The 22,916-nt window shown below is 68.8% G+C and carries 30 protein-coding genes; 14 read left to right on the top strand and 16 right to left on the bottom strand.

Annotation, left to right across the window (positions count from 1 at the left end):
- Positions 1-145: 145 nt before the first annotated feature.
- Positions 146-1,942, top strand: coding sequence for an alkaline phosphatase (locus JNB_RS12410; RefSeq protein WP_009776830.1), 1,797 nt, complete (start codon positions 146-148; stop codon positions 1,940-1,942).
- 15 nt (positions 1,943-1,957) lie between these two features.
- Here JNB_RS12410 and JNB_RS12405 read toward each other — a convergent pair whose 3' ends face one another.
- A complete protein-coding gene (locus JNB_RS12405; RefSeq protein ID WP_148232406.1) occupies positions 1,958-2,209 on the bottom strand; it encodes a hypothetical protein in 252 nt (83 codons plus the stop codon).
- A 101-nt stretch (positions 2,210-2,310) separates the two neighbouring features.
- Here JNB_RS12405 and JNB_RS20535 point away from each other — a divergent pair, with 101 nt between their 5' ends.
- Entirely contained in the window at positions 2,311-2,646 is a 336-nt protein-coding gene (locus JNB_RS20535) for a hypothetical protein (RefSeq protein ID WP_009776828.1), read from the top strand.
- Positions 2,647-2,684: 38 nt separating this feature from the next.
- Complete coding sequence (locus JNB_RS12400) at positions 2,685-3,683, top strand: DNA topoisomerase IB (RefSeq protein WP_040884778.1); 999 nt, start codon at positions 2,685-2,687, stop codon at positions 3,681-3,683.
- Here JNB_RS12400 and JNB_RS12395 read toward each other — a convergent pair.
- Positions 3,676-4,383 (bottom strand): M50 family metallopeptidase, encoded by a 708-nt coding sequence (locus JNB_RS12395; protein WP_009776826.1) that lies wholly within the window; start codon positions 4,381-4,383, stop codon positions 3,676-3,678. The genes JNB_RS12400 and JNB_RS12395 overlap by 8 nt on opposite strands.
- Positions 4,384-4,524: 141 nt before the next feature.
- Between JNB_RS12395 and JNB_RS12390 the strand changes: the two genes are divergently transcribed.
- The 7 genes from JNB_RS12390 (at position 4,525) to JNB_RS12360 (ending at position 10,036) form a co-directional block, all read left to right on the top strand.
- On the top strand, positions 4,525-5,796 hold the full coding sequence (locus tag JNB_RS12390) for an MFS transporter (RefSeq protein WP_009776825.1): 1,272 nt from the start codon (positions 4,525-4,527) through the stop codon (positions 5,794-5,796).
- The gene (locus JNB_RS12385) at positions 5,793-6,281 is read left to right on the top strand and encodes an SRPBCC family protein (protein ID WP_009776824.1); all 489 of its coding nucleotides are present in this window, start codon (positions 5,793-5,795) and stop codon (positions 6,279-6,281) included. Before JNB_RS12390 ends, JNB_RS12385 begins: the two co-directional genes overlap by 4 nt.
- Positions 6,278-6,622, top strand: coding sequence for a metalloregulator ArsR/SmtB family transcription factor (locus JNB_RS12380; protein ID WP_009776823.1), 345 nt, complete (start codon positions 6,278-6,280; stop codon positions 6,620-6,622). The genes JNB_RS12385 and JNB_RS12380 overlap by 4 nt, the downstream gene beginning before the upstream one ends.
- 270 nt (positions 6,623-6,892) lie before the next feature.
- The gene (locus JNB_RS12375) at positions 6,893-7,801 is read left to right on the top strand and encodes a hypothetical protein (protein ID WP_148232405.1); all 909 of its coding nucleotides are present in this window, start codon (positions 6,893-6,895) and stop codon (positions 7,799-7,801) included.
- A gap of 86 nt (positions 7,802-7,887) precedes the next feature.
- Positions 7,888-8,763, top strand: a complete 876-nt coding sequence (locus JNB_RS12370) for an arylamine N-acetyltransferase (RefSeq protein ID WP_009776821.1) — start codon at positions 7,888-7,890, stop codon at positions 8,761-8,763.
- A complete protein-coding gene (locus JNB_RS12365; protein WP_237700655.1) occupies positions 8,760-9,638 on the top strand; it encodes an amidohydrolase family protein in 879 nt (292 codons plus the stop codon). The genes JNB_RS12370 and JNB_RS12365 overlap by 4 nt, the downstream gene beginning before the upstream one ends.
- 2 nt (positions 9,639-9,640) lie before the next feature.
- Positions 9,641-10,036: an NUDIX domain-containing protein gene (locus JNB_RS12360; RefSeq protein ID WP_009776819.1), complete on the top strand. Its 396-nt coding sequence runs from the start codon at positions 9,641-9,643 to the stop codon at positions 10,034-10,036.
- Between the two features lie 119 nt (positions 10,037-10,155).
- Here JNB_RS12360 and JNB_RS12355 read toward each other — a convergent pair whose 3' ends face one another.
- Together JNB_RS12355 and JNB_RS22160 are read right to left on the bottom strand one after the other, a co-directional pair.
- Complete coding sequence (locus tag JNB_RS12355; RefSeq protein ID WP_009776818.1) at positions 10,156-11,292, bottom strand: N(5)-(carboxyethyl)ornithine synthase; 1,137 nt, start codon at positions 11,290-11,292, stop codon at positions 10,156-10,158.
- A gap of 34 nt (positions 11,293-11,326) precedes the next feature.
- Entirely contained in the window at positions 11,327-11,461 is a 135-nt protein-coding gene (locus tag JNB_RS22160; RefSeq protein WP_009776817.1) for a hypothetical protein, read from the bottom strand.
- Between the two features lie 138 nt (positions 11,462-11,599).
- Here JNB_RS22160 and JNB_RS12350 point away from each other — a divergent pair, with 138 nt between their 5' ends.
- Positions 11,600-12,271 (top strand): BON domain-containing protein, encoded by a 672-nt coding sequence (locus JNB_RS12350; RefSeq protein ID WP_009776816.1) that lies wholly within the window; start codon positions 11,600-11,602, stop codon positions 12,269-12,271.
- A gap of 239 nt (positions 12,272-12,510) precedes the next feature.
- Here JNB_RS12350 and JNB_RS12345 read toward each other — a convergent pair whose 3' ends face one another.
- From JNB_RS12345 to JNB_RS12295, 11 genes are all read right to left on the bottom strand, one after another.
- Positions 12,511-13,035, bottom strand: coding sequence for a DsrE/DsrF/DrsH-like family protein (locus JNB_RS12345; RefSeq protein WP_009776815.1), 525 nt, complete (start codon positions 13,033-13,035; stop codon positions 12,511-12,513).
- A gap of 71 nt (positions 13,036-13,106) precedes the next feature.
- Positions 13,107-13,421, bottom strand: coding sequence for a TusE/DsrC/DsvC family sulfur relay protein (locus JNB_RS12340; RefSeq protein ID WP_009776814.1), 315 nt, complete (start codon positions 13,419-13,421; stop codon positions 13,107-13,109).
- Positions 13,422-13,470: 49 nt separating this feature from the next.
- Complete coding sequence (locus JNB_RS12335) at positions 13,471-14,718, bottom strand: NAD(P)/FAD-dependent oxidoreductase (RefSeq protein WP_009776813.1); 1,248 nt, start codon at positions 14,716-14,718, stop codon at positions 13,471-13,473.
- Between the two features lie 47 nt (positions 14,719-14,765).
- Positions 14,766-15,527 (bottom strand): SDR family NAD(P)-dependent oxidoreductase, encoded by a 762-nt coding sequence (locus JNB_RS12330; RefSeq protein ID WP_009776812.1) that lies wholly within the window; start codon positions 15,525-15,527, stop codon positions 14,766-14,768.
- A gap of 58 nt (positions 15,528-15,585) precedes the next feature.
- Entirely contained in the window at positions 15,586-15,885 is a 300-nt protein-coding gene (locus JNB_RS12325; RefSeq protein WP_009776811.1) for a hypothetical protein, read from the bottom strand.
- Positions 15,876-16,190, bottom strand: a complete 315-nt coding sequence (locus JNB_RS12320; RefSeq protein ID WP_040883768.1) for a hypothetical protein — start codon at positions 16,188-16,190, stop codon at positions 15,876-15,878. Before JNB_RS12320 ends, JNB_RS12325 begins: the two co-directional genes overlap by 10 nt.
- Before the next feature lies 1 nt (position 16,191).
- On the bottom strand, positions 16,192-17,082 hold the full coding sequence (locus JNB_RS12315; protein ID WP_040883766.1) for a universal stress protein: 891 nt from the start codon (positions 17,080-17,082) through the stop codon (positions 16,192-16,194).
- On the bottom strand, positions 17,079-17,333 hold the full coding sequence (locus tag JNB_RS12310; protein WP_009776808.1) for a hypothetical protein: 255 nt from the start codon (positions 17,331-17,333) through the stop codon (positions 17,079-17,081). The genes JNB_RS12315 and JNB_RS12310 overlap by 4 nt, the downstream gene beginning before the upstream one ends.
- A gap of 10 nt (positions 17,334-17,343) precedes the next feature.
- On the bottom strand, positions 17,344-18,225 hold the full coding sequence (locus JNB_RS12305) for a universal stress protein (protein WP_009776807.1): 882 nt from the start codon (positions 18,223-18,225) through the stop codon (positions 17,344-17,346).
- A 189-nt stretch (positions 18,226-18,414) separates the two neighbouring features.
- Positions 18,415-19,035: a GntR family transcriptional regulator gene (locus JNB_RS12300; protein ID WP_009776806.1), complete on the bottom strand. Its 621-nt coding sequence runs from the start codon at positions 19,033-19,035 to the stop codon at positions 18,415-18,417.
- Between the two features lie 11 nt (positions 19,036-19,046).
- Positions 19,047-19,469, bottom strand: a complete 423-nt coding sequence (locus JNB_RS12295; protein ID WP_009776805.1) for a VOC family protein — start codon at positions 19,467-19,469, stop codon at positions 19,047-19,049.
- Between the two features lie 89 nt (positions 19,470-19,558).
- Between JNB_RS12295 and JNB_RS12290 the strand changes: the two genes are divergently transcribed.
- From JNB_RS12290 to JNB_RS12280, 3 genes are all read left to right on the top strand, one after another.
- Positions 19,559-20,320, top strand: a complete 762-nt coding sequence (locus tag JNB_RS12290; RefSeq protein ID WP_009776804.1) for a class I SAM-dependent methyltransferase — start codon at positions 19,559-19,561, stop codon at positions 20,318-20,320.
- A gap of 102 nt (positions 20,321-20,422) precedes the next feature.
- A complete protein-coding gene (locus JNB_RS12285; protein WP_040883764.1) occupies positions 20,423-20,854 on the top strand; it encodes an OsmC family protein in 432 nt (143 codons plus the stop codon).
- A complete protein-coding gene (locus JNB_RS12280) occupies positions 20,851-21,612 on the top strand; it encodes an MOSC domain-containing protein (protein WP_009776802.1) in 762 nt (253 codons plus the stop codon). The genes JNB_RS12285 and JNB_RS12280 overlap by 4 nt, the downstream gene beginning before the upstream one ends.
- 140 nt (positions 21,613-21,752) lie before the next feature.
- On the opposite strand, the gene JNB_RS12275 is transcribed toward JNB_RS12280, so the two are convergent.
- The gene (locus JNB_RS12275) at positions 21,753-22,874 is read right to left on the bottom strand and encodes an NAD(P)-binding domain-containing protein (RefSeq protein ID WP_237700654.1); all 1,122 of its coding nucleotides are present in this window, start codon (positions 22,872-22,874) and stop codon (positions 21,753-21,755) included.
- Positions 22,875-22,916: the final 42 nt, after the last annotated feature.

The following is a 22,916-nucleotide window of genomic DNA, read 5'->3' as shown; positions in this document are numbered from 1 at the left end:
TCGTGCCCCATACGGACCGAACCACGGACGAAAGACGTCCGCTGGAATGGTCCGTATGGGGCACGAAGTCGGTGGCTCCCCAGCGTTGCGCGGGGGTTCATGCCGATCGCCCTCCGGATCAACACAACGGGCGTAGCGTCCAGACATGACGACTCCTTCGGTCGACCGCCGCAGCCTGCTCAAGGGTGTGGCCGCCGCGAGTGCAGCCCTGGCAGTACCCCGCCTTTTCGACCCGGCCGCCGCCGCAGCACCGGCGAGCAAGGGTGTCTTCGGTTATGGCGTCGCCAGCGGCGATCCGACCGGCGACGCCGTCGTCATCTGGACCCGGGCCACCCCTCCGCCCAAGGGCAAGGGCGCCCCCGTCGCTGCACCCGGCAGCGGCCTCGGCGCTCCCCTTCCCGTGCGCTGGCAGGTGTCGCTGGACTCCCAGTTCACCCGAGTCGTGGCGCACGGCATGGTCATGACGAACGCCGCCAGCGACCACACGGTCAAGGTCGACGTGACCGGCCTCGATGCCTACACGCGCTACTACTACCGCTTCCAGAGCCTGGGTGAGTTCTCCACCACCGGCCGCACCCAGACGGCCGGTGACGTCGAGGGCGAGACCCACGCACTGCGCATGGCCCTTGTCAGCTGCAGCAACTACACCGGCGGCTACTTCAACGCCTACCGCACCATCGCCGAGCGCGACGACCTCGACTTCGTCCTGCACGTCGGCGACTACATCTACGAGTACGGCAACGGCGCCGACCGCTACGGCCCGGCCTCGCTCGCCGGAGTCCGCGACTCCCAGCCCCCCACCGAGACGATCGACCTCGAGGGTTATCGCCTGCGCCATGCCCTGCACAAGGCCGATGGCGACCTGCAGGCAGCGCACCGCCAGCACCCGTGGATCACGATCTTCGACGACCACGAGGTCGCCAACAACGCCTGGGCCGCTGGCGCGGGCAACCACCAGGCGTCGGAGGGTGACTACCTGGCCCGCCGCGCGCAGGCCATGCAGGCCTACCTCGAGTGGATGCCGTTTCGCCTCCCCGACCAGTCGCAGGCGACTCCCCACCAGGGCACCCGCTTCTTCCGGCGGTTCACCTTCGGCGACCTCGGCGACCTGTCGATCGTCGAGACCCGGCAGAACCGCAGCGCCCAGATCAGCGTCCCCAATGTCCCCTTCGACGGGTTCGTGCCGATCGGTATCAGCCCGGCCATCGATGGTGGGCTCGCACACCCGGGCCGACACCTGCCCGAGCCCGAACAGCTCACCTGGATCAAGGACGGCATCGCCGAGCAGGGTCGCCGCTGGCACCTCTTCGGCAACCAGGTCATGGTCGCACCCGTCCTCTACCCGGGCGCGGCTCTCGGCGCACCGGGCTACACGTTCGTCAACGCCGACCAGTGGGACGGCTACACCGCCGACCGCACGAACCTCCTCACCCACGCGGCCGCCCAGCCCAGCGCAGACGCCGGTGACATCGTCGTGCTGACGGGCGACATCCACGCCTCCTTCGTCTGCGACCTGCCGGTCGCGGCGACACCCGGCAGCCCGACCTACACGTCCGCGGGAGTGGAGTTCGTCTGCCCCAGCGTCACGAGCGACGGCTTCTTCGAGGTCATCGGCGGCACGGCTCCACTGGCTGGGCAGCCGCCCGAGGTCGTGGTCGCGGTCACCCGTCAGGCCATCGGTGCCGCGCGGCAGCTCAACCCGTGGATCCGCTACATCGACGGCGTCGGCCACGGCTTCGCGGTCATCGACGTCACGCCGGACAGGGTTCAGGTCGACTACCACCACACGCCCGTACCCACGAGCGCCCGCCCCGATCCGCGCACCGTTCACGGACTGGCGCCGACCTACACCGGCAGCTTCCAGACCGTCGCCGGCAGTCGCCGCACCTCAGCAGCCACCGGCCCGGTCGGTGCACGAGAAGACCAACCGACGGGAGCCTGATCGGCTGTTGGCCGTTCAGTGCCCGTCGGGCTGAGAGGGCGAGAACGGCCATTCCTCGAAGGCCGTGGCTCGACCATCCGGGGCGAACGTCACCACCCAGAGGTCACGCCACGTCGAGCTCGGGTAGTCGACAGCGACCCGCAAGACAACCGTGTCCCCGTCGATGGCGACCACTTCATGGGCGAACGTGAAGACCTCGTCGGGTCCATCGCGCTCTGCCTCCACCACGGCCCGATCTCGGCCAGCCCACGAACGGGCGTCGCCCACGGGGATGGCGAGTATCCCGCTTCTGCCTGCCTTGGAGCAGCACGCAGTGGGCCATTGTGGTGGGCGGCTCCTCGGGGGAAAATGGCCCAGAGGTGAGCGGGATGGGAAGCACCCTCGGCATGGTCGGGTTGGCGATGCTCGCTGCCCTGTTGGCGGTCGTCGTCGCCCTGCGGCAGCGCCGCCCGCCCGAGCCGCTGCCTCCGGTCCTGCTCGGACTCGAGCTCGCCCGGATGGCCCAGCTGGTGCGGCAGGTCGAGGAGGGCAACCAGCCGTGGAAGGCCGAGAGGTTGGCGGCCACCAACCTCGCCTATGACCTGGTGTTGCGGGACTACTGCCGCAGCGTGGATCTCCCGGTGCCAGAGGGTCGGGGGTCGTTGTCGCGCCGCCAGCGATTCGAGATGGAGTCGGCCCTCCTCACCACCGGCCATGACTGGTAACGCTCCAATTCAGCCCCTGACCTGCGACGATGGCGCTCATGACCCGACTGCGCACCGTCTCGCCCAAGGACCGAGGCTGGACGCGACGACGCGCCGGCAAGGGATTCACCTACGTCGACAAGGGCGACAAGCGGCTGCCCGCGAGCGACGTCGAGCGGATCCGCTCCCTCGCGATTCCGCCCGCCTGGGAGGACGTGTGGATCTGCTCCGTCGCCAACGGTCACCTGCAGGCCGTCGGTACCGATGACGCCGGTCGTCGTCAGTACCTCTATCACCCGGACTGGCGCGCCAAGCGCGACGAGCTGAAGTTCGACCGCGTCCTGGAGGCCGCCGCCCAGTTCCCCGCTGCCCGCCGCCGCGTGACCAGCGACCTTCACCGCGAGGGTATGCCGCTCGAGCGGGCCGCCGCTGTCGCCGTGCGTCTGCTCGACCTCGGCTACTTCCGAATCGGCAACGACGTCTACACGGACGCCAACGGCTCCTTCGGGCTCACCACCCTCGAGCGCCAGCACGTCCGCAAGGTCGGTGAGGGGTTGCAGTTCTCGTTCGATGGCAAGAGTGGTGTCGCCCAGCAGGTCACCATCCGCGACAAGGACGTCGCCGCGGCACTCAGCGTCATGCGCCGCCGCCGGACCACCTCCGCCCGCGTTCTTGCCTATCGCACCGACGGCTCACGTTGGGTCGACCTCGAGGCCGCTGACGTCAACGCCTACCTCGCGAATCTCTTCGATGCCGACGTCACGGCCAAGGACTTCCGCACCTGGCACGCCACCGTCCACGCGGCGGCCGCGCTGGCGACCTCACCGGAGCCGGGCGACACCCAGGCCTCCAGGCGCCGCGCGATCAAGGACTCCGTCGAGCAGGTCTCCGACTACCTCGGCAACACCCCGACGATCGCGCGCAAGTCCTACGTCGACCCCCGCGTCATCGACCACTACGAGAACGGCGAGACGATCGCCATCCCCAAGGCCACCGGCCGGGACCCGCTCAAGCGCCAGGCCACCCTCGAGAAGGCCGTCCGCTCGCTGCTCAGCTGAGGGCGAGGAGGAGCCGCGCGGCTTCCCAGGTCGCGAGCGCAAGCACGGCGACGAAGGTCCCGATCCAGACGAACGCGGGTATGCCGGTCAGTTGCCTCAGCACGGCCGCGTCACTTCCGCGGTCGCGCCGTCCGTGGGCCGACGTGAGGGCGCCGAGGTGGCGCCAGGCGCCGATGAGGAGGACGAGCCCGGTCGACACGACGGCGAGCGCCTGGACCTCGTCGTTGCGCCACCACCAGAGCGCGCCGATGCCGACACCGGCGGCCGCGACCGTGGCCAGGGTCCCGGCGGAGCGCACGAAGGCCAGCACGACGACCAAGGTGAGCAGGCACGCGAACAGGAGCGCGGCGGCATACCCCGTCGTTGCCGACCAGACCATGAGGAGACCGACGAGAGCCGGCATCGGGTAGCCGGCCCAGGTCGTCGCAATGCGGCCGATGCCGCGCGCCGGGCCGACGGTCACGGCGTGGCCGGACATGTCTCCGCGGACGACGAAGCCGGTGAAGCGGCGGCCGAACGCGATGCCGATGATCGCGTGGCCGAGTTCGTGGACGAGCGTGACGGCGATGCGCAGCTGCAGCCAGATCGTCGGAACGAGGACCACGGCGAGGGCTGCGAGTGCTGCCGTGGCGAGGGCGCCGGCGTTGAGTCCGGGCGCGGCTGACCCCAGGCGCGTGGAGAGTTCGGTGCCGACGTCCATGTGCGGTGAGCGTAGGCGGGCGCCCTGTGTGATGCCGTTCGGGGTGCTTCAAGGCAACAAAAGGTTGCGTATGCCGCGTCCTCGCGTTACGTTGTAAGCAACCAAAGGTTGCACTCTGAAGCGCCGTCGAAGGAGAACGTCATGACCAGGGCCTCGACCACCCCAGCGAACGGACGAGTCCCTCGCGCGACCGTGGTGCTTGCCGTCCTCTTCACCGGAGCCTTCGTCATGGGCTGCGCCGAGATGCTCGTCGTGGGGCTGATCGACCTCATCGCCGCCGACCTTGATGTCTCGGTGCCCTCGGCCGGAGCTCTCGTCACGGCGAACGCTGTCGGGCTGGCTGTGGGTGGGCCTCTGCTCACCTTCCTCACGACGGCCCTCGACCGACGACTCGTCGTCCTGGGCTCGACGGGCGTGTTCGTCGCGGCCAACCTGCTGCCGGCCCTGGGTGCGGACTACTCCACCTTCCTCGTGGCGCGCGTGCTGATCGGCGCTGTGCAGGGGCTCTACATCGCCGCCGCCATCACGACGGCGACCTCGGTGGTGCCGCCGGAGCGGGCGGGCCGGGCCATGGCCGTGGTGATCTCCGGGTTCGCCAGCGCCAGTGCACTCGGCCTGCCGCTCGGGACCGTGCTGGGCCAGGCCATCGGGTGGAGGGCGTCGTTCGTCGCGGTCGTCGTCATCGCCGCCCTGGTGCTGGCGCTCGCGAGCATGGTGTTGCCCTCCGTGCCGACGGCCGGTGGCAGTCGGGCCTTCGAGCAGGCCCGGCACGCCTTCGCGCCGCGAGTGCTCGCCCTCCTGGCGCTGTGCGCCGTCATCTTCGCCGCGATCCAGTCGGTCCTCACCTATGTCGTGCCCTTCCTCGACGAGATCACGCACGTGCGGGGATCGGTGGTGAGCGCCTTCCTCCTCACCTACGGCGTCGCGACCACGGTCGGGTCGTCAGTCGGTGGGCGGTTCGCTGATGCCCACGCTGCGCGCGCCCTCGTGGTCGGCTGCGTCGGGGTGCTGGGTTCGATCGGGCTCATGGCGGCCTTCGGGGCGAGCCCGATCCTCGTTGGCCTCGCGATCCTGGGCATGGGGCTGTTCGGGATGGGGATGGCGCCGTCGCTCCAGCACCGGGTCGTCACGCTCGCCGGCCCGGGTGGACCGTTGGCTGCTTCCCTCCCGGCCTCCGCGGTCAATGCCGGCATCGCGATCGGGTCCCTCGCGGGTGGGGCGGCCATCACCGTCGACGGCGTGGGGGCGATTGTCACTGTGGGCGGCCTTTTCGCTGTCGCGGCCATCGCCATCGCCGTGGCCACGCTCGGCCTTCGGGTGGGCAGTGCGGACGAGGACGCTGCCGCGGCTGCCGCACGTGCCTCCTCCCCGGAGGTGCTGACGACGTCGGGTAACGTGGAGCGCAACCAATGATTGCGGGAACGGAGCAGGCGATGGAGCTCACCGAGTTCGGAACGCTCGAGCGGGAGATCCGCATCGACGCGGCGCCCGAGGTCGTCTTCGACGTCATCAGCCGGCCGGAGCACATCCGGGAGTGGTGGTCCGACGACGCGTCCCTCGACGCAGGTGCGCGCCCGGGCGCGATCGGTCAGCTCGTGTGGGCCGACCGTGACGAACCGGTCCCCTTCGTCGTCGTCGAGAGTGACCCACCGCGCACCTTCTCCTTCCGGTGGACCTCGCCCGATGGGGAGACGCCCGCTGCCGGCAACTCGCTACTCGTGACGATCGACCTGGAGCCGTCGCCTCCGGGGACCGTGCTGCGACTGACCGAGACCGGCTTTCGTGAGATGGGCTGGGAGGCCGCCGTGCTCGAGGAGGCGTTCCACGACCACGAGCGCGGCTGGGACTTCTTCCTGCCCCGACTGGGCGCTCACGCGGCAAAGGTGGCCCGCTCGTGATCACCACCGTCATCGACGACCAGCTGTGGTCCGCGCTCGGTGACCCGATCCGGCGCCAGGTCCTCGACATCCTCGTCACCGACGGGTCGGCGACGTCGACGAGCCTGGGCGAACGGCTTCCCGTGACGCGGCAGGCCGTGGCCAAGCACCTCGCCGTGCTCGACCGCGCTGGCCTCGTCCACGCCGAGACGACCGGCCGAGAGAAGCACTATCGACTGGACGACGCCCAGTTCGCCCGAGCCGTGGCTCAGCTCAGTGCCGTCGGGAAGACGTGGGACGCGCGCCTGCACCGCATCAAGAGGCTGGCGGAGTCCATGCAGGGCCAAAGCGATCGCAGCTAGCTGGCCAGAACGGGCTATTCGACGGACACGCGCACAACCCTCGAATACATTCCTCTTGCACTCATCATCAACATCGGGGGAAACGTGATTCGCACTGCGCTCATTGCATCGGCTGCAATCTTTTCGCTAGCAGCGTGCGGAAGCGGTGACGAAGGTCCCTCGGGGTCTGCCTCGGACGCCCCCGCCACACCCGCAGCGAAGGCGAGCGCGCCGAAGGACCTGGGCACTCTTGTCAAGAGTGGCTTTGGTCAGAACGACGAGTACGTGTGGGTGAGTGCCGTCGTCCACAACAATTCGACGTATGTCGGGCAGACGGTCACGGTCAATTTCAACGTCCTAGACGCGGCCGGAAAATTGCTCAAGTCAGAATCGCAGCTCGAGTCCTTCAGCCAACCTGAATCGGACCACATTGTCGGTACCCAAGTCACTCTCGCGCCGGGTGAAAAGGTCGCCAAGGTCGAAGCAACAATCGACGTCCAGGCCGAAGGCACCTTCAGTGACAAGCCCTTCCCTAAGTTGCCGGTCTCGAAGGTCGTCATCACGAAGTCTGAGTACGGCGGCCAGCAGGCCAGCTTCGAGCTGAGTAACCCCACGGCGGAGGCACTCAAGGATGTACGCCTCGCCATCGCGTGCACGGACAAGGCTGGGACAATCGTCGGAGGTGGTTCCGAGTTTCCGGAGCTCGTGCCGGCCTCGGGCAAGATCAAGATCGACGCGTCCGTGATCACGTCGGGCACACCCGTCGACTGTGCTGTTTACACAGGCTCGTTGGGAGACTCAGATGCGGACGAGACCACGGCCTCGACAGCCCCCGCCGCCCCGACCGGAACGGCTGAAGCTTCCTTCAAGACGTGGGTCGACCAGTTCGAGAAGAAGGATTGGGAGGCGCAGTACGCCACGTTGGTCAGTGCCCAGCGCGACGTGGTCTCCGAGAAGGAGTATCTGGCGTGCCGCGCCAGCGAGGAGGTGCCCAATCTCAAGTGGTCGAAGGTTCTGAGCGTCACGGACGCCGGAACGATCACGATTCCCGGCACCCAAGCGAAGCTGCCCGCGACAAAGGTGTCCGCCCAGGTCACGACGTCGGGCATGAATGTCCCCGTGGACGCACACATGCTCGTGGAGGATGGGCAGTGGAAGTGGTCGATGACGCAGGAGAACATCGACGGTTGCGGCCACTGACCAGGTCTTGGACATCCATGGACCGCGCTGACCGAATCGCACGTACAGCTCTGGGCATGATGGGTACCGCGTGATCGGATGGGGCTGTGACCGACGCACTGCCTGCTGACCTCTGGCTCACCGAGACGCTGGACCTCGACGCCTACCTCGCGCGCACCGGCGCCGCTGCTGAGCCGCCGAGCCTCGAGGCGCTGACCCGGCTGCAGACGGCGCACATCCGCACCTTCACCTTCGACAACCTCGACGTCCTCCTCGGCACCCACCCCGGCGTCAGCCTGCCGGCGATCCAGGAGAAGTTCGTCGGGCGCGGTCGTGGCGGCTACTGCTTCGAGCACGCCTCCCTCTTCGCCGCCGTTCTTCACCGGCTCGGGTATGCCGTGACCCGTCACCTTGGTCGTGTGGGCGACCCGCAGCTCGCGCCGCGCACCCACCTCGTCGTCATGGTCGATCTCGAGGGTGAGCGGTTCATCTGCGACCCGGGCTTCGGTCGGTCCCCGCTCGCTCCCATCCCTCTGGTCGATGGAGCCGACGTGACAGCGGAAGGGTGGCGGCACGGCATACGCACGATTTCGGACGGCACCACGCAGGCGTGGGAAGTGTTGCGGCACACCGGAGATGAGTGGGAGGTCATGCACACGATCGACTCGTTGCCGGTGCGTCCGGTCGATGTGGCGATGGGGCACCACTGGACGAGTACCCAGCCGACGAGCCACTTCATGACCTCACTCATGTGTGTCGCTCAGGGCACCGACGAGGACGGCACCGCGCTGATCGCGGCCCTGACCGAGGACTCCGTGACCATCAGGCGCCCGGGACGGCCGACCGAGCATCGCGCCATCACTCCCGACGACTTCGACTCGCTGCCGGAGCTCATCGACAGCCTCGGTGCGAACCTCACTCCGGCAGAGGGCGTGGCTCTCGTCGACGTCGTCCGCCGCCTCCGATCGAAGGACCAGTCGTGACCGCGCCGCAGGTGACACCGTTGCGGGCCACGATCGATCGCCTGAGTATCCCCGGGATGGTCGACGTGCACACCCACTTCATGCCCGAGCCCGTGCTCGCCAAGGTGTGGAAGTTCTTCGACGCCGTCGAGGAGCGGACCGGGAACGCCTGGCCCATCACGTACCGAGGTGATGAGGAGGAGCGGCTCGCGCAGCTGCGTGGGTTCGGAGTCATCGCGTTCACCTCCATGCTCTATCCGCACAAACCGGGTATGGCCGCGTGGCTCAACGGGTGGTCCGCGGACTTCGCGTCCCGCACGCCGGACTGCCTCCACACGGCGACGTTCTTCGCCGAGGAGTCGGCGGGCGCCGATGTCGCAGACGCCCTCGCGGCCGGGGCGCGGGTCTTCAAGTCGCACATCCAGGTCGGTGACTACGACCCCCGCGACCCGCTGCTCGATCCGGTGTGGGGTCAGCTCGAGGACGCGGGCACGCCGATCGTCATCCACTGCGGCAGCGGCCCGGACGCTGGCCGCTTCACCGGGCCCGGGCCGGTCGCCGAGGTGCTGCGCCGCTTCCCGCAGCTGCAGCTCGTCATCGCACACATGGGAGCGCCGGAGTACTCGGAGTTCCTTGACCTGGCCGAGGACCACGACCGCGTCCACCTCGACACGACCATGGCGTTCCACGACTTCATGGAGCAGCTGGCGCCGTTCCCGGTGGCAGAGCGCGGCCGGCTCGTGGCACTGGGTGACCGCATCCTCTTCGGCAGCGACTTCCCCAACATCCCGTATCCCTATGAGGAGGCGGTGGCGGCCGTCGTCGGGCTCGACCTCGGTGACGGCTGGTTGCGAGCGGTCCTGCACGACAACGGTGCTCGCATGTTCGGACTCTGATCGTGCCCACTCGTGTTGCCATCGCAACCGCGGCGTTGATCCGCGACGGTCGCATCCTGCTGGTGCACCGGAACCCCGAGCGGCGGTGGTATCCCGACTGCTGGGACCTTGCTGGCGGCCACATCGAGCCGGGCGAGTCACCGGCGCAGGCTGTGGTCCGGGAGTGTCGTGAAGAACTCGGCGTGCGGATCCTCGACCCGCGGCCGATGCCCATGGCGTTCTCGGATCCCGGCATCGAGATGCACGCGTTCGTCGTCGACCGCTGGGAGGGTGAGCCGGTCAATGCCGCACCCGACGAGCACGACCAGCTCAGGTGGTTCGAAGCCGCCGAACTGGTGCACCTGACGCTCGCCGACCCCGCCAGCCTGCCGGACCTCCTCAACGCGATCCGCGCCTGAGGTCAGGCGGTCACGCAGAGCACGACTGCGTGCCCCGCACGGACAACTCGCTGGCGCTCGCCGTCCGTGCGGGGCACGAAGTCGTCAGGCGCTCGCCGTCCGTGCGGGGCACGAAGTCGTCAGTCGGTCGCGGCAGGTGAGCGAACGGCATACGGGAAGGTGTCTTCGCGGTCCTGGAACGCGAGGATGTCCTTGTTGTGGATCTCGCCGTCCTGGATCTCGATGGCCCGCTCGATCGTCGTCTCCTTGACCCAGGCGTCGGGCCCGGACAGGACCGTGCGCAGGTGCGGCAGGAGCGCCTCGCTGTTGACCCACGTCGCCGAGTTCCAGAGGTAGGACGGCGTGTGGTCGACGGCGTAGTAGGTGAGGTTGTCGCCCACGATGAACGTCGGGTCCTCAAAGCTCGTCGGGCGGGCCCAGCTGAAGCCCATGCCCTCGTCGCAGCTGACGTCGACGATGAGGCTGCCCGGGCGGAAGGCGCGCAGGTCCTCCTCCTGCAGGAAGGTCCAGGGGGTCGAGGTGTCCTGCAGGACGCAGTTGACGACGATGTCGTTGTCGGCAAGGTAGGCATCGAGGGGAATGCGGCCCTCGTTGGTGACGACGCGCGTCTGGGTGGGGTCGTCATCGTCGTGGTCGAGGTGGACGATCTGCACGGAGTGAATGGGTGATGCCACTGCGGCGACCTTGCGGGCGGTGAGCACCCGCACGTCGTCGATGCCCTGGGCACTCAACGCCGTGACCGCGCCACGGGCCGTCGCACCGAACCCGATGACGACCGCCCTGAGCTTGCGACCATAGGTGCCGGTCGTGCCCGACAGGGCCAGGGCATGCAACACGGACGAGTAGCCGGCGAGCTCGTTGTTCAGGTGGAACACGTGGAGCAGGAAGCTGCCGTCACGCGCCCAGTGGTTCATCGCCTCGAACGCGATGAGGGTGAGCTTCTTGTCGATCGCCTCCTGGGTGAGCGCCTGGTCCTGGACACAGTGCGGCCACCCCCAGACGATCTGCCCGTCGCGCAGCTCCGCGAGGTCCTCCGACTGCACCTTGGGCTGCAGGATGATGTCGCACTCGGCGATGAGCTCGTCACGCGTGCGCACCCCGCCGAGCTGTGCCGCGAGCGCCTCGTCGGTGACACCGAACGGCAGGCCGTAGCCCTCCTCGACGAAGATCTGCGCGCGCAGCTCCGGGTCGATCCGCTCGACGTGGGTGGGGTGGATCGGGAGCCGGTGCTCGTTCTCCTTGCGGGAGTGAGCCATCACTCCGAGCGTGAGGAGGGGGGTGGAACGGGTGTCAGCGCTTCTTGCCATGCAGTGTCGTCTCGATCCCGGTTGATTCGGCGGCCTTCGACTTCTTGTCGGCCCGCTTTTCCTTGATGGACTTGCCGGACTTCTTGGTCAACGCGTGGCGTGGTGACTTGTCGGACATGTTCAGTCCCTTGGTGGGGAGACCCGAAGGGTCCCGCTGTTCGGAGACTACGCCCCGTGGCCGAAGGGGCCCGATCGCCGCGTCGCAGGCGGACCTTGGTCCCTGTCTCGCGGCGTGGCCCCGGCCGAGGCTGGAAGCATGACAAGCACACTTCACCAGACAGACCACCAGCTCAAGACCCACGTCACCGACGAGCTGAGGTGGTGGCCCGACGTGGACGCCGACCACATCGGTGTCGCCGTGACCGACGGGGCCGTGACCCTCTCGGGAGAGGTCGACTCCTATCCCGAGAAGGAGGCGGCGCTCGCGGCCACCTTCCACGTCAGGGGTGTGACGGGGGTGGCCGACCAGATCATCGTCAAGCATCGTCTGGGGTGGCACGAGGACGTGGACATCGCGCGGGCAGCCGCCGAGGCACTCAAGAACACCGTCGTCATCCCACGGGGAGCCGTCAAGGTCGCGGTGCACCTCGGACGCGTCACGCTCAGTGGATCGCTCGCCTGGAACTACCAGCGCGAGGCGGCCCTGCGGGCGGTCCGACACGCTCCCGGGGTGTCGTTCGTGCAGAACGACATCGAGATCAAGCCCAAGCTTCCCTTTGCTGCCGACCAGGCGAAGGCGAAGATCCGGCAGGCGCTCGTGCGCAACGCCCAGGTGGAGGCTGACCGGGTCCAGGTCGCCGTCCGTGGCACCGCGATCGAGCTGACCGGTTCGGTCGACACCTGGCACGAGTTCCACGAGGTCGGGCACGCCGCCTGGGCCACGCCCGGCGTCACGTCGGTCATCAACCGGCTCACCGTAGGGTCCTGATCGCAGCGCCGCAGCATCGCAGCACTGCGCGACCTGAGGCGCCGACCGGTCGACGGGGTCAGGGGCAGCCGCCTGTGGTGGGCCTGCGCAAGCTTCATCAAACACGGTCGGTCCACTCGCCTATTTCGTCTTCGGCCGGCGCCGGCGCCCGTGACCACGACCCCCTGACGTCCAAGGGGGCCGACACGACAGTGCCGGTGGGCCGCGAACGCAACCCACCGGCATACCCCTCTGTGTTGCTAGATGAAGAGCAGCTGCGCTCCGTCGGTCTTCTCGATGAAGTCACTCGCGCTGATGATCCCCTCGACCTCGTCGTAGAGGTCCTCGCTCGTCAGGTGGTTCATGTCGGCCGACAGCTGGCAGGCCCACAGGTGACCGCCGGACGCGACGATCTGCTCGAGGAACTCCGGGACGTCGGGCACGTCGAGGTCGGCGATCGACTTCCGCAGTCGCGAGGTGGCCAGGTGGGTCATGCCGGGCAGACCGCCGAGGCCCTGGGGCATGTGCGTGGCCGTGTTGCCGAGAGGCGTGAACTTGAGGTCGGCCATGGTCTTCGTGGTGATCATGTCGAAGCCCCAGAACGTGAAGAACAGGTGCGTCTCGACGCCCTCGCCCAGGGCGGCATTCGCGAGGATCAGTCCGGGGTAGGCCATGTCGAGGCTCCCCTTGGAGCAGATGATCGCGAGCTTGCGCCCACCGCCGCCGGTAGCGGACGGAGTGTCGAACTGGGGGACGATCGCTGGTGCCGCTTCGGTGGTGGTCATGTCATGCCTTCCATGCTGCGTATGCCGTGTGGCTGGGTGGGTGGACCTGCGGGGTGTGCGGGGTGGCTGGGTCAGACGCAACCGCGCGGCTTGGGCAGGCCGGCGATGTAGGCCATCTTCTTGGCGGGCTTCTGCGGGAAGAGGGCGAAGAGGGACTTGATGGGGGTGCCCGCGAACATGGCCACTCGGCGGATGGTCGCGGTCTCGCCCTGCTCGGCGAAGTCCTTGCGGAGGAAGCGCAGGACGTCCCAGTGCGCGTCGGTGAGGGTGATGCCGATCTGCGCGGCCAGGTGGGTGGCGAGCTGCTCGTCCCACTCGTCGTAGCTGGTGAGGAAACCTTCGTCGTCGACGTGGATCGGTCGGTCGGCAATGGTGGTGACGGGCATGGCGGACTCCTTGCAAAGACCTGTCGTGGGAGACAGGTCGGGTGGGGAACTACGGGACCAGGGCTGGCGGCTTCTTGCCGACCATGGACATGTGGCTGGGTAGCGGCAGGGGCCGTCCGGGGAGGAGGACGTTCCAGTAGACCCAGCGGAACGCGAGCTTGCCGAGGTGGTTGGACCGCGTCTCCTTGAGGAGCTTGAGAGGTCCGATGGTCGGCAGGGGGTAGCTGCCCGGCAGCGGCTCGGTGTCGTAGTTGAAGTCGATGAGCAGGCCCTTGCCGTCGCCGGACTCGATGAAGCAGTTCGCGTGCCCGTCGAAGGAGGCGGTGAGCTCCTTGCCCTCAATGAGGGACAGGAAGTTGTCGACGAAGATCTCGACGCTGAAGTGGGCGACGGACCCGGCCTTGGAGGTCGGCAGGTCTGCGGCATCACCGACGGCGAAGACGTTGGGCCACTGCGTGGACTGCAACGTGTGCTTGTCGACCGGCACGTAGCCGAGCTCGTTGCCCAGGCCGGACCGCATCAGCATGTCGGACCCCATGTTGAGCGGGATCGTGACGAGGAGGTCGAACGGGATGACGCGTTCGTCGTAGGACACCAGGGCCTTGGCCTCGTTGTCGATGCGCTCGACGAGGAAGTCGGGCTCGACCGTGATCCTGCGGTCCTCGAGCATGTGCCCGAGCTGCGCCGAGGCGATCGGCTTGGTGAAGGCACCCGCCAGCGGGGTCACGTAGATGAGGTCGACGGCCTCGCGGCAGCCCTTGTCCCGCAGCCAGGCGTCCACCAGGAAGGTGAACTCGAGGGGTGCGACAGGGCACTTGATCGGCATGTCGGTGAGGTGGACGACGAGCCGTCCGTGGTCGAAGCGGGTCAGCGCCGCCGCCAGAGCCTCGGCACCATCGACGGTGAAGAAGTCGAAGACGCTCTTGCGCCACTGGGGCCCGAGCATTCCCGGGGTCTGGTCGGGACGGCTCGAGGTGCCGGTGGCGACGACGAGGTAGTCGTAGTCGAGGACGTCACCGCCGACGAGCCTCACCTCGTTGCTGCTCGGCTCGATGCGCTCGACCTCGGCGAGGACGAAGGTCACCCCCTCAATGAGGCAGCTGCGCCGCGACCGGGTGACCTGGTCGCGGGTGTAGCGGCCGAAGGGCATGAACAGCAGCCCGGGTTGGTAGAGGTGAACGTCGTCGCGGTCGATCACGGTGATGTCCCAGTCCACCTCCGGCAGGCGCTTGCGCACGGTGTTGGCGATCATCGTTCCGGCGGTGCCTCCGCCGAGGATGAGCAGCGTCTGTTTCACGGTGACTCCCGTTTCTGGTCCTGGTTGCGTTGCTGTGGGGCGACTCGCTAGCGGGCGAGGTAGCCACCATCGATCGGGTAGTAGGTGCCGGTCGCGAACGATGCGCCGTCACTGGCCAGCCAGGCCACGAGTTCGGCGACCTCGTCGGGCTCGCCAATGCGCTGGAGGGCGTGCTGCGCAGCGAGACCAGCGATGACGTCCTCGGTCAGGTGCGTCTCGATGAGGGGTGTGCGGATGAACCCCGGACCGACCGCGTTGACGCGTATGCCGTCTGCTGCGTGTTCCCAGGCCGCCACTTGGGTGAGCCCGACGACACCGTGCTTCGCAGCCGTGTATGCCGTGGCCGTCGGGAATCCGACCGCGCCCAGGATCGAGGCCATGTTGATGATGGAGCCGCCTCGACCGGAGGCCTTCATCGCCCGAATGGCCGCGCGCTGCGTGAAGAACACGCCGTCGAGATTGACCCGGATGACCTGGTGCCAGGCGTCGTCGGTGTAGTCCCCGCTGGTCAGGGCTTCGCCGCCGATGCCAGCGTTGCAGACGGCGATGCTCACGTGCCCGAGGACGTCGACGACCTCGTCCATCGCGCGGTCGACGGCCGCAGAGTCGGTGACGTCGACGACGGCACCGTGCACGCGGAAGTCACAGTCCTGCAGCTCCTTGAGCACCACGTCGATCGCGCCCTGGTCGCGGTCCCAGATGGAGATGTCGGCCCCGGAGCGGGCGAGGACGTGGGCGCAGGCCCGACCGATCCCTGACGCTCCGCCGGTGATGACGGCGGTCTTGCCGCCCAATCCGTAGGTGTTCATGTGCGAACTTCCTCTCAACTCGTGGTGCTTCCACTGTCCGCCCGTGGAGGCCGCGAGGTCAGGGCCGTTGGTCCCGGCTTCTGCGGCCGGAGCGGGCGGCGCTCGAGAACGCGATGGAGGCGCCCAGAACGAAGCCGAAGTCGTACCAGTGGCCCGAGTTGTGCACTTCGTAGATCGCGACGTGGTCGTTGAACAGTGAGATGACGAAGGTGACGGGCGAGATGGATCCGTGCCACAGGCCGAGCCAGAACCCGCTCTGGGTGCCAGTGCCGACGGCGTCGTTCGCCGTCGCTGCACACCCCGCCAGGAGGAAGACGAGTCCCACGAGGAGGGCGACCCGTCCTGGCCTCACACCCATGGGGGCGATGTCCTTCGGCGGGCACCTTCCTGAACCAAGGGGGCTGCGATGAGTCCGCGCCGGTGCCGGCGTGCCGTGAACTCGCCCAGGATGGCGTGCTCTCGCTCGCGCAAGGGGCGTCGCACGCTCTCGTGAATCCCGGGGTCTGCGTCCGCGCCGACCCCGGGCAACCTGTGCAGAGAGTCCTCCACCTCGGTGAGTTCGGCGAGCAGCTCCCCGACCGAGAGCCCCGACAGCCGTTCGCTCACCGCACCACCTCCGCTCCCTGTAGCGACTTCGGTGGCGACGGGGTCCGGGCGGTTCATGTCAGTGACTCCTTTGTGTGGAGGACTCTGTCTGGACGACGACGACGGGGCAGTGGGCGCGCCCCAGGACTGCTTGGCTCACAGAGCCGACCAACCGGCCGCTCATCCCGCCGAAGCCGCGGCTTCCGACGACGAGCAGCTCGGCTCCACGTGAGTGGTCGACCAGGATCGATGCGGGATCGCCTCGGAGGACGTGCCGACGGACCCGGACGTCGGGGAACGTCTCGGCCCAGCCAGCGACCTCCTCTGCCGTGGCTGCCTGCTCGCGTTCGACCGCGGCCGCGGGGTCATCGGTCTGCCACGGAGGGACGTAGGCACCGTGGGAACCGTGGGCACGAGAGGGGCAGGCGTGAACCACGGTGAGCGGGATGCCACGGTCGGCAGCCCTGGCGAAGGCGTAGCCAATGGCCGCCGACGAGAGGGCTGAGCCGTCGACGCCCACGACCACCGTGGGGCGGCCCTCGCCGATCTCCGCCGGACAGCGGACCACGACGACGGGACAGGCTGCGTGCACCGTGAGCTGCGCCGAGGTGGACCCGAGGAGCGTCCCGACCAGGGCACCACGCCCACGCGCCCCCACGACGACGCAGGTGGCGAAGGACGATGCCTCGGTCAGTGCGCGAACGGGCGTCTGGTCCGTCGCCTCGGCCGTCACCTCGATGCCCGGGGCCAGCGTGCGTGCCTGAGCCACCGCTGCATTGAGGCCTGTCGGCGCGAGCCGCTCTCCCTGAGCGTCCACCCCCTCGGGACGCGCACGATCAGACGAGGTGCGGGCATGGATCAGGTGCAGCGGTCGACCACGTCGGGTGGCCTCGTCGGCTGCCCACCCGAGGGCGAGCCAGCTTTCGTGGCCGGAGTCCACCCCGACGACGACCGGTCTGCGACCTCTCATCGCTGACGCAGGACCGAACGGGCCTCCACGAAGGCCGCCGCGTCGATCTCGCCACGGGCGTAGCGCAACTCCAGCTCGGACTCAGCGGCCGACTGGGCGTCGGGGTGAGGGGGGTGCGTGGCACGTGTCCGATCACCGGGGATCAGCACGGTCACGGCCAGGGCAATGAGCCCGACCAGCAGCAGCAGGCCAAGGATCCAGGCGAAGACCATCGCGCCGTTGCCAGGTCCCATGTCTTCCCAGTCCATCATCGGAACCACCTCATCCCTGCGACTGTGAGTGGGCGTTGGAAGGAACGACGACCACGGGGCACTGGCCGTGGTGGGCGACGTGGTCGCTGACCGAGCCCAGGAGGAGGCCGGCGAACCCACCCCGCCCGCGAGTCCCCACGACCACGAGGCGCGCTGTTGCGGACAGCTCCTCGAGCACGCGGGCGGCACGCCCTCGGGTCACCCAGGTCTCGACCCTGACCTCCGGGTACTTCTCGCGCCAGCCGGCCAGCATCTCGGTGAGCTGGATGCGTTGGGACTCGGCGACCTCAACCTCGTCGCCGTCCCACGAGTTGCCCCCGAGTGAGCTGGCCGGAGCCTCCCACCACCAGGTCTGGATCGCGAGAAGCCGCGCATTCCGAGCAGCCGCCTCGGCGAACGCCCACTCCAGGGCTGGCATCGAGTGCTCGGTGGCATCCACGCCGACGACGATGCGCCCGGACTCGTCCCACTCGACGAACTGTGGCGTCACCAGGACGGGAGAGGCGGCGTGGGAGATGACCTTGCGGGTGATCGCCGTCCGAGCGACGTCCACCGATCGACTGTGGCCCGACGAACCCAGGATCACGAGCGCGGCCGATCGGCTCGCCTCGACGAGTACCCCAGCCGGCTCGTCGACGTGAAGGGTGCAGGAGATGTCCAGGTCCGACGCCTTCTCGGCGGCGCGGTCGCGGCACTCCTTCAGGGCCAGGTTCTTGGTCTCGATGTACTCCGCCGTCCAGGGCACGATCCCCGGGCTGAGCGCGTGGATGAGGTGAAGCGGGCGGTGCGACAGCCGCGCCTGCCTGATCCCTTGGCTGATGGCGTTGTCGTCGGAGGGCCGGTTGTGCACCCCGACGACGATGGCTCCCTGCGGTTGGTGCGTGGTGGTCATTTCTGACTCCTCTCTCCCGCCAGCGTGGGGCCCCGGCCCCTCCCCGCCACAGGGCCGAAGGTCCCGACGCGTATGCCGCCCCCTCGCATTCCGCTGCCACCTGGCCCCACGCTCCCCGTCTGAGCCTCGACTTCGTGCCCGCACGGACAGCTCGCTGGCGCTCGCCGTCCGTGCGGGGCACGAAGTCGGTCAGGTGCGGGGCTGGGTCTGCTCGATGTGGGTGGCGAGGGTGGTGCGGAGCCTGGAGGACTTGCGAGAATGCAGCAGCGACACGAGCTCTTCGTGCTCCCGAACCAGTCCCAGCATGTGCGTCTTGGTGGTCGGCTCCCCGAGGCGGCCGAGTCGGACGAACGCCCCCAGCTGGCCGAGCATCCGCGACAGCGTCGGCATCCGGGCCGCCCCGGCCATCGCGAGATGGAACTCCTCGTCGAGGCGCAGGAAGGTCTCGGCCTCCCCTGCGTCGGCGGCCCGGCGCTGCTTGAGCAGGAGCAGCTCGAGGCGGTCGAGGTCGTCCTCGTCGCGCAGCTCGCAGGCCGCCTCGGTCGCGGCACCCTCGAGGGCCACGCGCAGCGTGGTGATCTCGCGCCGGTGCTCGACCGACACGTCGACCACGAGCAGCTGGCGTCGTGCGCCGGTCTCCAGCAGGCCGTCGCTCTGCAAGCGGCGCAGGGCTTCGCGCACGGGGGTGCGTGACACCGAGTGCTGCTGCGCCAGGACGACCTCGTCGAGGGGCGACCCGGGCGTGAGGGCGCCGGACATGATGTCGGCGAGCACCGCCTCACGCACCCGGTCGGCCTTGGTCGAAGTCACGGAGAGGGACCCTACTTCGCGAAGATCTGCGACTCGTCCGCAAAAGCCTTGAACTCCATCGCGTTGCCCGACGGGTCGAGGAAGAACATCGTCCACTGCTCACCGGGCTGGCCCTCGAAGCGCAGGTAGGGCTCGATGACGAACGTCGCCCCAGCGGCCCGCATCGTGGCCGACAGCTCGTGGAAGTCCTCGATCGAGAGCACGGCACCGAAGTGCGGCACCGGCACCTCGTGCGAGTCGACGTGGTTGTGGCCAGCAGGGCCGGGGTGGACGGCGACCTCGTGGGTCACGACCTGGTGGCCGTAGAAGTTCCAGTCGATCCACTGCTCCGCGGAGCGACCCTCGGACAGCCCGAGGACCCCGCCGTAGAACGACCGCGCAGCGGCGATGTCATCGACAGGGATGGCGAGGTGGAAACAGGGACGAGCGGTCACGGCATACTCCTCAGGATTTGTGTGCAAGTCACTTAAATGTATACATAAGCCTCTCGACGTGGCAACCCAAGGCGCGTAGCGTCCATCGGGTGACGTTCGAGGTTGCTGCTGAGGCGTACGGCCGGTTCATGGGCCGCTACTCCGAGCCGCTCGGCACGGTGTTCGCCGACTGGGTCGGGGTGCGGCGTGGCGAGCGCGCGCTCGACGTCGGCTGCGGCCCGGGTGCCCTGACGAGCGTCCTCATCGACCGGCTGGGGGTCGGCCAGGTCGCCGCCGCCGACCCGTCGGAACCGTTCGTCGAGGCGATTCGCGCCCGCTTCCCCGACCTCGTGGTCCATCGCGCCCCCGCCGAGCAGCTGCCGTTCGGGGATGACGAGTTCGACCAGACGCTCGCCCAGCTCGTCGTGCACTTCATGCAGGACCCGGTCACGGGTATCGCGGAGATGGCGCGGGTGACGAAGCCCGGTGGCCAGGTGTCGGCCTGCACCTGGGATCTCGCCGGCGACCGGTCGCCGCTCAACCCCCTGTGGAGCGCCGCCCGTCGGCTGAACCCGAGCATCACCGACGAGTCCCATCTCGCCGGAGCCCGCGAAGGCCACCTCGAGGAGCTCGCCAACGAAGCCGGTCTCACCGAGGTCGAGGCGGGAGAGATCGCGGTGACCGTCACCCACCCCAGCTTCGAGGAGTGGTGGGAACCCTTCACCCTCGGCGTCGGGCCCGCGGGCGACTACGTGAAGACGCTTGACCCGCAGGCTCGTTCGGCACTGCGCGAGGAGTGTCGGTCCGGCTTCCCGGCCGAGGGCGCGTTCGACGTGACCGCGGTCGCCTGGACGGTCCGCGGCCGCGCCTGACCGCACCCTTGCCGCACCCTCAGTCGACCCCCGCCCTTGTGTGCCACCGAGGGGCACGACGAGGATGAGGGCAGGAAGTCCACCTCGAACAAGGAGTCCCTCATGGCAGGAACCACCCGCACCGCCACGAACCACTGGGAGGGCGACCTCTTCACCGGCAACGGTCAGGTCACGCTCGAGTCGTCCGGCATCGGCACGTTCGACGTCAACTGGCCCTCGCGCGCCGAGGAGGCCAACGGCAAGACCAGCCCCGAGGAGCTCATCGCCGCGGCGCACTCGTCCTGCTTCAACATGGCCTTCTCCAACGGGCTCGCCAAGGCCGGCACCCCGCCGACCACCCTCGACACCACCGCCGCCGTGACGTTCGTTCCCGGCACCGGCATCACCGGTATCGCGCTCAACGTCGTCGGCGCCGTGCCCGGCATGTCGGCCGAGGACTTCCAGGCCGCAGCCGAGGACGCCAAGGCGAACTGCCCCGTGAGCCAGGCCCTGTCGGCCGTCCCGATCACGCTCGAGGCCAAGCTCTCCGAGTGACCTCTCGTCTGCGCGTCGAACGGCTCGGTCTCGCCCTCATCAAGGGCACCCGCCACACCGACCGCGACGAGATCGAGCTCGACGACCACGGCCCTGTCGGCGACCGCACCTGGTGCCTCGTCGACAGGGCCGCGGCACGTGTCCTGCGCACCGTCGAGAACCCTTCGCTCGTCCAGCTCGTCGCGCGCGACCTCGGCGACCGCCTGTCCGTGACCACCCCGGACGGGCAGACGACGGAAGCGGCGACGCGAGACGCTGCGCGGGTCCCACGCTCTGCGTGGGCCGGCATACCCGTCGCTGACTATTGGGGGCGTGGCGCACGGATTCGGTTGCAGGACACCGCACTCAACGCCGTCTTTTCCTCGCACCTCGGACGTGACGTGGTCTTGGCGCGCGCCGAACGCGGCGACGTCGTCTACGCCGACCCGATCTCCATCGTCACCACGGGTGCCTTGCGTCGCCTCTGCGAGGCTCTCAGAAACACTGGGTATGCCGTTCCGCCGGCTCTCGATGTCCGCTTCCGGGCCACCGTCACTCTCGACTCGGACGAGGACCCGGAACCGGGGGTGAGGCTTCAGCTGGGCGATGCGGTCGTCGAGGTCGGCGAGCCGTTGGAGCGCTGCGCCGTCATCGACCTTGATCCCGTGACGGGAGAACGCAATTCGCGACTGCTTGAGCACGTGAAGGCTGCTGACGGCCGCCTGCCCTTCGGCTTCGGCGCGAGAGTCGTGACGCCAGGGCGCGTCTCCCTCGGCTGACTCCCCTCCCGTCCCGTGGTTGCTTGACTTCGTGCCCCACACGGACACGTTCAGGGAGGCCTTCGGCCGTGGGGCCGCGTCCGTCTGGGGCACGAAGTCGCCTCGCGGTCCGTGTCCGTGCGGGGCACGAAGTCGCGTGGTCAGGATGCGCGGTCGGTGACCTGCTGGGCGACTTCGAGCGCCGCGCGACGGGCTGCGCGACTGGCGCCGATCGTGCTCGCGGACGGGCCGTAGCCAATGAGGTGGACCCGTCGGTCGTGGACGGCCGTCGTCGCGGCCTGGACGTTGCCCGGGACGCGCTCCAGGGGGATGCCGCCGAGAGGTCCGCGCAGACCCAGAGGTTCCAGATGGTCCACGGCAGAACGGAATCCGGTCGCCCACAGGATGGTGTCGGCGGCCTCGACCGTGCCGTCGGCCCACTGCGCACCCTCTGGGACCAGGCGCTCGAAGATGGGCAGGGGATCGTCGTAGGCGCCGAGCTCGGCCGCCTCCTGTTCGTGTGCGCGCAGCATGAGCCCCGTCGCCCCGACGACGCTGCTCGGCGGCAGGCCGGCGACGACGCGCTTCTCGACCTCGGTGACGATCTGCAGGCCCGTCTGCGGCCCGAATTCCTCCGTGCGCCACACCGGAGGTCGCCGGGTCACCCAGGCCACGTCGGCGATCGGCGCGAGCTCGCCGATGAACTGCACGGCCGACGCCCCCGCGCCGACGACGATGATCCGCTTGCCGCGCAGATACTCCGGCCCGGGGTAGGTGGCGGTGTGGAACTGCTCTCCCCGGAAGACCTCGGCCCCGGGGTAACGCGGCCAGTTCGGGCTCGTCCATGTCCCGGTGGCGTTGACGAGGGTCCGGGTTCGCCACGCGCGCTCGCCGGCGTGGACGACCAGCAGAGCGCCCGCGCTCGTGACCTCGGTGACCTCGACCGGTCGCACGACGCGCAGCTCGTGCCGCTGCTCGTAGTCGGCGAAGTAGTTCGGCACGGCAACATTGGCGCGCTCGCTCGAGCGACCGGGTGCGGGGTCGCCGGGGAGGTCGGCAACGCCATGCACCTCGTGCATCGTGAGCGAGTCCCACCGGTGCTGCCACGCGCCGCCGGGTCGCGGGTTGCTGTCGAGCACGAGGTGGTCGACGCCCCGCTGGTTGAGGAAGTAGGACGCGGCCAGTCCACCCTGGCCCGCCCCGATCACGATCGAGTCCCACACATCCACGCTTCCAGAACGCCCACGAACGCTCAGGTATGCCGCAACCACGCCTCTCCACATGTTGCGATGCGTGCGTTTGCGACGAAGGAGCAACTGAGCGCG

It is taken from the genome of Janibacter sp. HTCC2649 (assembly GCF_000152705.1).
Taxonomy (GTDB): domain Bacteria; phylum Actinomycetota; class Actinomycetes; order Actinomycetales; family Dermatophilaceae; genus Knoellia.
Note: the sequence above shows the minus strand (reverse complement) of the source record. Positions and strands in the feature narration are given on the sequence as shown.